Annotated in this window: 7 protein-coding genes and 1 pseudogene; 4 read left to right on the forward strand and 4 right to left on the reverse strand. The window is 63.6% G+C overall.

The window, feature by feature from the left end; translation table 11 throughout:
• Positions 1-97: IS3 family transposase (locus E6C48_RS22225; protein ID WP_136358204.1), on the forward strand; the 97-nt coding region annotated here is incomplete at its 5' end.
• Between the two features lie 105 nt (positions 98-202).
• On the opposite strand, the pseudogene E6C48_RS22230 reads toward E6C48_RS22225, so the two are convergent.
• Together E6C48_RS22230 and E6C48_RS22235 are read right to left on the reverse strand one after the other, a co-directional pair.
• Positions 203-439, reverse strand: a pseudogene (locus E6C48_RS22230) (tyrosine-type recombinase/integrase); the annotation flags it as partial.
• Between the two features lie 24 nt (positions 440-463).
• Positions 464-1,342, reverse strand: coding sequence for an NmrA/HSCARG family protein (locus E6C48_RS22235; protein WP_136360381.1), 879 nt, complete (start codon positions 1,340-1,342; stop codon positions 464-466).
• Between the two features lie 116 nt (positions 1,343-1,458).
• Between E6C48_RS22235 and E6C48_RS22240 the strand changes: the two genes are divergently transcribed.
• Positions 1,459-2,358: a LysR family transcriptional regulator gene (locus E6C48_RS22240; protein WP_136360382.1), complete on the forward strand. Its 900-nt coding sequence runs from the start codon at positions 1,459-1,461 to the stop codon at positions 2,356-2,358.
• A 79-nt stretch (positions 2,359-2,437) separates the two neighbouring features.
• On the opposite strand, the gene E6C48_RS22245 is transcribed toward E6C48_RS22240, so the two are convergent.
• Positions 2,438-3,361 carry an AraC family transcriptional regulator gene (locus E6C48_RS22245; protein WP_136360383.1) on the reverse strand — a complete coding sequence of 308 codons (924 nt, stop codon included), beginning with the start codon at positions 3,359-3,361 and terminating at the stop codon, positions 2,438-2,440.
• 99 nt (positions 3,362-3,460) lie between these two features.
• On the opposite strand from E6C48_RS22245, the gene E6C48_RS22250 reads away from it, so the two are divergent.
• Complete coding sequence (locus E6C48_RS22250) at positions 3,461-4,210, forward strand: SDR family oxidoreductase (protein ID WP_136360384.1); 750 nt, start codon at positions 3,461-3,463, stop codon at positions 4,208-4,210.
• A gap of 323 nt (positions 4,211-4,533) precedes the next feature.
• Here the strand turns inward: E6C48_RS22250 and E6C48_RS22255 are convergent, their stop codons facing one another.
• A complete protein-coding gene (locus tag E6C48_RS22255) occupies positions 4,534-5,430 on the reverse strand; it encodes a LysR substrate-binding domain-containing protein (RefSeq protein WP_136360385.1) in 897 nt (298 codons plus the stop codon).
• Positions 5,431-5,531: 101 nt separating this feature from the next.
• On the opposite strand from E6C48_RS22255, the gene E6C48_RS22260 reads away from it, so the two are divergent.
• Complete coding sequence (locus E6C48_RS22260; RefSeq protein ID WP_136360386.1) at positions 5,532-6,290, forward strand: SDR family oxidoreductase; 759 nt, start codon at positions 5,532-5,534, stop codon at positions 6,288-6,290.
• Positions 6,291-6,547 lie beyond the last annotated feature (257 nt).

A 6,547-nucleotide genomic window follows, 5' to 3' on the forward strand; every position in this document is an offset into this window, starting at 1 on the left:
CGATTACATCGAGCGCTTCTACAATCCCCGGCGACGGCACTCGACACTGGGCTATATGAGCCCCGTCGAGTTCGAGGAGAAAGCTATGTTAGCTTAACCCCGTGTCCGAAAAACCGGCAGCAGGCCACCGAGATGGACGGAACAGCAGGGTTCACCGCGCGTCGAAGCGACCATCCGCGCTGCCTCGGATGACCGCCCAACGTCAGATTTCCGTCCGCTCTTCCAGCAGCAATGCGTCCTTCACGTCGACACCGAGATATCGGACCGTGTTCTCAATCTTGGAGTGACCGAGCAAGATCTGAATGGCGCGGATGTTGCTCGTCGCCTTGTAGGTCATCGACGCCTTCGTGCAACGGAGCGAGTGAGTGCCATACTCCTCTTGGCCCGGGCCGATCGCGGTCGCCCACTCGTCGACTAGGGCTTCGTGTCGGCGCTGGCTGCGCCGACGTGAAGCTCGTTGTCGTTAGCCATTGGCCCATTGTGTGGCGGCGTCTTTGGCGAAATCGCGATAGGAGCGCGGCGCGTGGCCGAGCAAGGCGGTGAAGCGGGCGAGTTCGTCCGCTGTCGCGACCGCGCCGTCTCTCTGATAGCGGCTGAGCATCAGGCGCAGGTCCAGAGCGTGCCAGGCCGGCAGCGTCGACTTGAGGCGTTGCTCCATCGCCACGAGGTCATCGCCGCCGTAGCGGATGGTGCGGCCGAGCGCTTCGCTCCAGATGGAAGCGATACCCTCGCCCGTCAGGGCATCCGGCCCGGCCAGGGTGTATATCTCGCTGGGCAACGGCGTCGCGCTCCGTTCGCGGCGCAGGAGTTCGCTCGCCGCCGCCTCTCCTATGTCGCGGATATCGACCATCGAAACGCCCTTCGCACCGATCGGCATACCGTAGACGCCGAATTTCAAGAGCGGGTCCTTCAGTCGGATGTCGTTCTGGATGAAGTAGGCCGGACGCAGGATCGTGACGGGAAGGTCGAGCGCCTCGATCATCCGTTCGACCGTGTACTTGCCGGCGAAGTGCGGCACGTCGGCATAGGCGTCGCCCTTGTGAACCGACAGATAGACGATGCCCTTGACGCCGGCTTCGCGGGCGGCGGTCAGCGCCAGCATGGCCTGGGTCAATTCGTCGGCGACGTTGGGGACCAGCAGGAACAGCGTGCTCACGCCTTCCAACGCCGCGCGCACGCTATCCACGTCGGCCAGGTCACCGCGAACCGGCGCCACGCCCGAGGGTAGTTTGGCCGTATCGGGCGAGCGCGTGAGGGCGCGGACTTCGACCCCACGCCCCTGCAGATGGCTGAGGACCTGGGTGCCGATGGTGCCCGTGCTGCCGGTAACGAGAATGCTCATGTCGGTTATTCCTTCTGTGTTGCGGAATTCCATCCGCGATGACGAAGAAGATAGATGTTCCAACTTCGTGAAGAAGGCATCATCATTGGGACAAGTCGTCTCGGGTTTGGAACGTTATGAATCTGCAAGCGCTGTCCGACTTCAATCTGGTCGCCGCCCATGGCGGCTTTGGCCGGGCCAGCCGCGTTTCGGGCCGCTCGAAGGCCACGCTGTCGCGCCGGGTCGCGGAGCTTGAGCGAAGCCTCGGTGTCCGGCTGATCGAGCGCGGGTCCCATAATTTACGACTGACGGAGGAAGGCCGGGCGTTGCACGACCGCACCGCCGGGCCACTTTCCGAAATCTCGGAGGCGGGCGAGGCGGTGGTGCTCGGCGCCTCGATCCCACGCGGCCGGCTACGGGTCAGCGCTCCTGTCGTCATCGCGCATGTCGCGTTCGGCCGGATCGGCGCCCGCTTCGCGCTTGCCTATCCCGAAGTCCAACTGGAGATCGTGGCCGAGGACCGTCTGGTCGATCCCGTGGAGGATGGCTACGATCTCGTCATCCGGGTCGATCCGTCACCGGACGATCGTCTGGTCGGCCGCCGCTTCCTGAACGACGAGCGCCTGATCGTGGCGCATCCTGACCTGCAGCGGCCCAAGAACTGCCCAGACGATCAAGGCGCGCTCCGAGTGAAGGCCGTCCTGCTCAGCACGACGCCGGCCGACACTACTTGGCGTCTTCAAAGCGGCCAGGCAGCCGATATCGTTCTCAAGCCCGAGCCGGTGCTGCGTCTGTCGTCGTTGTTGATGGTGCGCGATGCCGTGCTCGCCGGCGCCGGGGCCGCGATGTTGCCCAAACTGCTCGTGGCCGATGATGTCGCGGCGGGTCGGCTTGCCCTTTGGGGAAACCAGGCCGGCCCCCCGGTTGAGCTTTGGGCGCTGCAAAGCTCCCGACGGCTCGTCGGGGCCAAGGTCCGGGCATTCCTGGACGTGGTCGAGAAAACCTTTCCGGAAAGGGCCTTCGTGCCACCGGTTTGAGGCAGCACAGAGAATGATCTTGCTCGGGAACCAAGACCCATAAGGTCAAGTGCCGAGTCCGGGATCAGGCGGATTGCGGTCAAAGCGCGCTGGTCACGTGAATGGCTGCTCCCGCCCGCGCATAACGCGCCGGCGGCATGCCGACATGCCGTGTAAAGGCGGTGCTGAACGTGCTCGCCGAGCCGTATCCCACCCGCGTCGCAACATGCTCGATCGCGAACTCGCGCGTGCGCAACAGGCGCTTGGCGAGCGCCATGCGCCAGGCGAGCAGATATTCCATCGGCGGCATACCGACGATCCGGTTGAAGCGGGCGAAGAAGGCCGAGCGCGACATCGCCGCTTCAGCAGCGAGATCCGCGATCGTCCAGCCATGCGCAGGCTTCGCGTGCATTGCCCGCAAGGCTGCAACCAGACGATCGTCGGAAAGCCCGCGTGCGACGCTTGGTACCGAGGCGGGGTCGGCACCGCAGCGCAGCGCTTCGATCAGCAGCACCTCCAACAGGCGTTCGAGCACCAACTCACGTCCGGGCCGCGATTGGCGGGTCTCATCGCTGACGAGTTGCATGAGTGTCGCAAGGCGCGGCTCGCCGCGCGCCACCACCATGCTCGGGAGCAAGGATATGAGCAGGGCCGCATCAGGCGATGCGAAATTGCATAACCCGACCTGCATCCTGAGATTGATCGGCTCTCCCGATCGGCCGACGCGAAAGCGACCTTCGCCAAGTTCGACCGGTAGCATGTCGATCCCATGAGGCGGCGCTTCGATACTCTCGATAGTCTGATCGTTGGTTGAGGGAGACAGCAGGAAATCGCCGGCACGCACGATGATGGGCGACTGGCCTGAGAAGACCACGCGGCACTCGCCTTCCAGAACCGCGAAAAAGACGGGCTTGCCTTCGCCATCGCGACGGATACGCCAGCGCCCGGCATACTCGACCAGCTTGGAAAAACTGGCGGACGGCTGGAGCAGGGTCACGATCTCGGCGAGCGGATCTACGGTCATATCAGGACTATCACAAATTTATTCGGGACGTTCACTCATAGAAGGTCTCACCTGCAGTGGCTATCTCCAGATCACCATCAACAACTTCGGAGTAATGCCATGCCCAGCGTCCTCATCACCGGCTGTTCCTCGGGTTTCGGTCTCGCTGCCGCGAAACTGTTTCTTGATCGTGGCTGGAGGGTGATCGCTACAATGCGCAAGCCCAGTCCCGACATCCTTCCGGCATCCGGTAATCTCGTTCTCCTGCCGCTTGACGTCACCGATCCCGCGAGCATCGCCAGCACCATGGAAAAGGCCGGTGAGATCGACGTGCTGGTCAACAACGCGGGGATCGGTGCGGCGGTGCCGATCGAACTGACTGAGCCCGAAACGGCCCGCCATCTGTTCGAGACCAACACATTGGGCACGCTCAACATGCTGCAGGCGGTCCTGCCGGGGTTCCGCGAGCGCCGGTCGGGTGTGATCGTCAACGTCACCTCCACGGTGACACTCAAGCCCCTGCCGCTCGTCGGCGTCTACCGAGCAAGCAAGGCGGCGGTGAACGCACTCACCGAAAGCCTGGCGGTCGAGATGGAGCCGTTCGGCGTGCGCGTGCATATCGTGCTCCCCGGCCGCTCACCCGAAACCCAGTTTGGCGAGAACGCGGTGCCGCACATGCGCGGGCTCGATAATCCCGACTACAAACCGCTGATCGAGAACTTGATCGCCAGTTTCCGCGAGGAAAGCGGTCCCGTCACGCATGCCGGCGATGTGGCGGAAGCCATCTGGGAGGCGGCCACCGACGAGAACGCGCCACTGCGGATTCCGGCAGGAGCGGATGCGGTGCAGTGGATGGCCGAGGCGGCGTGATCTTCGATCACCTGCCGTGCGCCGGAGCGTTCACGATAGATTTAGAGATCGCAAGCGCGCAACTTTGGTGCCCGGCAGTCAAGCTGCGCCCGGCGATCTCCGCTCGGCCTTGGCCGTGGGGAGACGTCTGCCCCGCTCCTCAGCTCGGCATGATCGGGATACGTCACTGCCGTCGAGACACCGCTGAGCGGCACGGGTACCGGCCTCTCAGCAAGAGCGTCGGCATGATCGTGAAAAACGGCCGGTTCGGGATCTGCGACCGACGCCTATTACAGCGATAATGGGGTGCATAAGCGCCAGGCGACTTCGTGTTCGGTCTCGGTTCAACCGACGTCGAGCCGGGGACCGATTGTCTCGACCAACCAATCAACAAACACACGCACGCGTGGGGAAAGCTGACGGTTGCTCGGATAGAGCACTGACAAAGGCGTTGGCGTTGGCACAAAATCGGCGAGTACCTCGACCAGCGCGCCACTCGCCAGGTCGTCGGCAAAACGATACCGGGGCGCTTGGTAAAGCCCCAGGCCGAACCGCGCGGCCGCTGCGCTGGTATCAGCACCGCCGACCAGCACGCGCGCCGGCAATGCTACCTCGATGACGCTGCCATCGCGCGTGAATTCGAGTGGAAGCGGTTGGCCCGTGCGCGACGAGACGAAGCCAATCATCCGATGGCCATCCAGTTCGTCCGGGGTGAGCGGTGTGCCGTGCTTTGCGAGATAGGCAGGGCTCGCGACGGTGATCTCCTCCATCATGCCCAGCCGCCGGACCACCATGTCGCTATCGGCCAATGTGCCGGCGCGCACGACGCAATCCACGCCCTCGCGCACCAGATCGACAAAACGCTCACCTTCGCCGAGATGAACGGTCAACGCCGGATGCCGTGCCAGGAATTCGGGCAGTGCCGGCAACAACGTCGTGCGGGCGAGATGGCCGACGACATCGACACGGACCACCCCGGCAACCGCGCCGCCGGCACCTCGATCCGCATCCTCGAGATCGGCGAGGATGGCGACGCAGCGATGGTAATAGGCTTCGCCCTCGATCGTAGGCTGGACGTGGCGGGTGGAACGCTGCAGTAGCCGGGTGCCGAGGCGCGCCTCCAGAGCCTTGATGGCAGCGGTCGCGACCGGCCGCGAAACGCCGCAATCCGCCGCGGCCGCGCTGAAGCTGCTTCGTTCGACGATGCGGACGAAAAGGTTGAGCGTAGCGAGCCGATCCATGCGGATTATTCTATCACGCAAAACAATGCTGACGGAAAGCGCGATCTAATCATGGCGGGAATGAATACTAGATTGGGATCCTGACAGAATGGAGATTCCTCATGACAACAGACCTCATTGCACTCGTCACAGGAGGTAGCCGCGGTCTCGGCCGCTCGACCGTGGAGGCGCTCGCGCGCCGTAGCGTATCATCGATCCTGACCTACAACAGCAACCGAGCCGCCGCCGACGAGGTGGTGGCGCGAGTCCAGCAAGCCGGCGCTCGCGCGGTCGCGTTGCAGCTCGACACCGGCGACACGGGCGCGTTTCCCGGTTTCGCCGACAAAGTACGGAGCGTGCTCGACGAATGGAAGGCGGAACGCTTCAACTTCCTCGTCAACATGGCCGGCACATCGCATAGCGGCCCGTTCGATGAGGTGAAAGAAGAGGATTTCGATGCCGCCTACCGCGTCCACCTCAAGGGCCCCTTCTTCCTGACGCAGACATTGCTGCCGATGATCGCGGATGGAGGCAGGATCGTGAATATCTCCTCCGGCCTGACCCGCATCATCTATCCCGGCCGCATCGCCTATGGCTCAATGAAGGGCGCGGTCGAGGTGATGACCCGCTACATGGCCAAGGAACTCGGCCCCCGCCGCATCGCCGTCAATACGGTCGCGCCGGGCGCCATCCAGACCGACTTCTCGGGCGGCGCGGTGCGCGACAACCCGGAGGTGGCCCGGCACATCGCCGAGGCGACCGCCCTCGGCCGTCCTGGCCTTCCCGACGACATCGGTCCGATGATCGCATCGCTTCTTTCGGAAGACAATCGCTGGGTAAACGCACAGCGTATCGAGGTGTCAGGCGGGCAGGCGATCTAGGATTGGGTTCCATCCGGGCGAGAAAAGACGCCCGTTGGCCAACCTGTGGGGAGTTGACGGGCGACTGTCCAGGCGCAGGGATTTCGCTGCCCCCGATTGAGGGCGGTGGAGCCGGAAGCTAACGACGGACCTAGGCTCAGGACCTATTAATTTGGATTGAGATGTGATTCACGGCTCCGAGAAGGAGACCGTGATGGGTGATTTGTTTCTGCTGAGCGAGCGCCAGATGGCGCGGATATCGCCGCATTTCCCTCTGT

This window comes from Ollibium composti (genome assembly GCF_004801285.1).
GTDB classification, from domain to species: domain Bacteria; phylum Pseudomonadota; class Alphaproteobacteria; order Rhizobiales; family Rhizobiaceae; genus Mesorhizobium; species Mesorhizobium composti.

What these genes read in the sequence shown, in the direction of transcription:
- E6C48_RS22250 (WP_136360384.1), top strand. Translation starts at nt 3,461, where the DNA reads ATGCCCAGCGTCCTCATCACCGGCTGTTCCTCGGGTTTCGGTCTCGCT.
- E6C48_RS22255 (WP_136360385.1), bottom strand. Translation starts at nt 5,430, where the DNA reads ATGGATCGGCTCGCTACGCTCAACCTTTTCGTCCGCATCGTCGAACGA.
- E6C48_RS22240 (WP_136360382.1), top strand. Translation starts at nt 1,459, where the DNA reads ATGAATCTGCAAGCGCTGTCCGACTTCAATCTGGTCGCCGCCCATGGC.
- E6C48_RS22245 (WP_136360383.1), bottom strand. Translation starts at nt 3,361, where the DNA reads ATGACCGTAGATCCGCTCGCCGAGATCGTGACCCTGCTCCAGCCGTCC.
- E6C48_RS22235 (WP_136360381.1), bottom strand. Translation starts at nt 1,342, where the DNA reads ATGAGCATTCTCGTTACCGGCAGCACGGGCACCATCGGCACCCAGGTC.
- E6C48_RS22260 (WP_136360386.1), top strand. Translation starts at nt 5,532, where the DNA reads ATGACAACAGACCTCATTGCACTCGTCACAGGAGGTAGCCGCGGTCTC.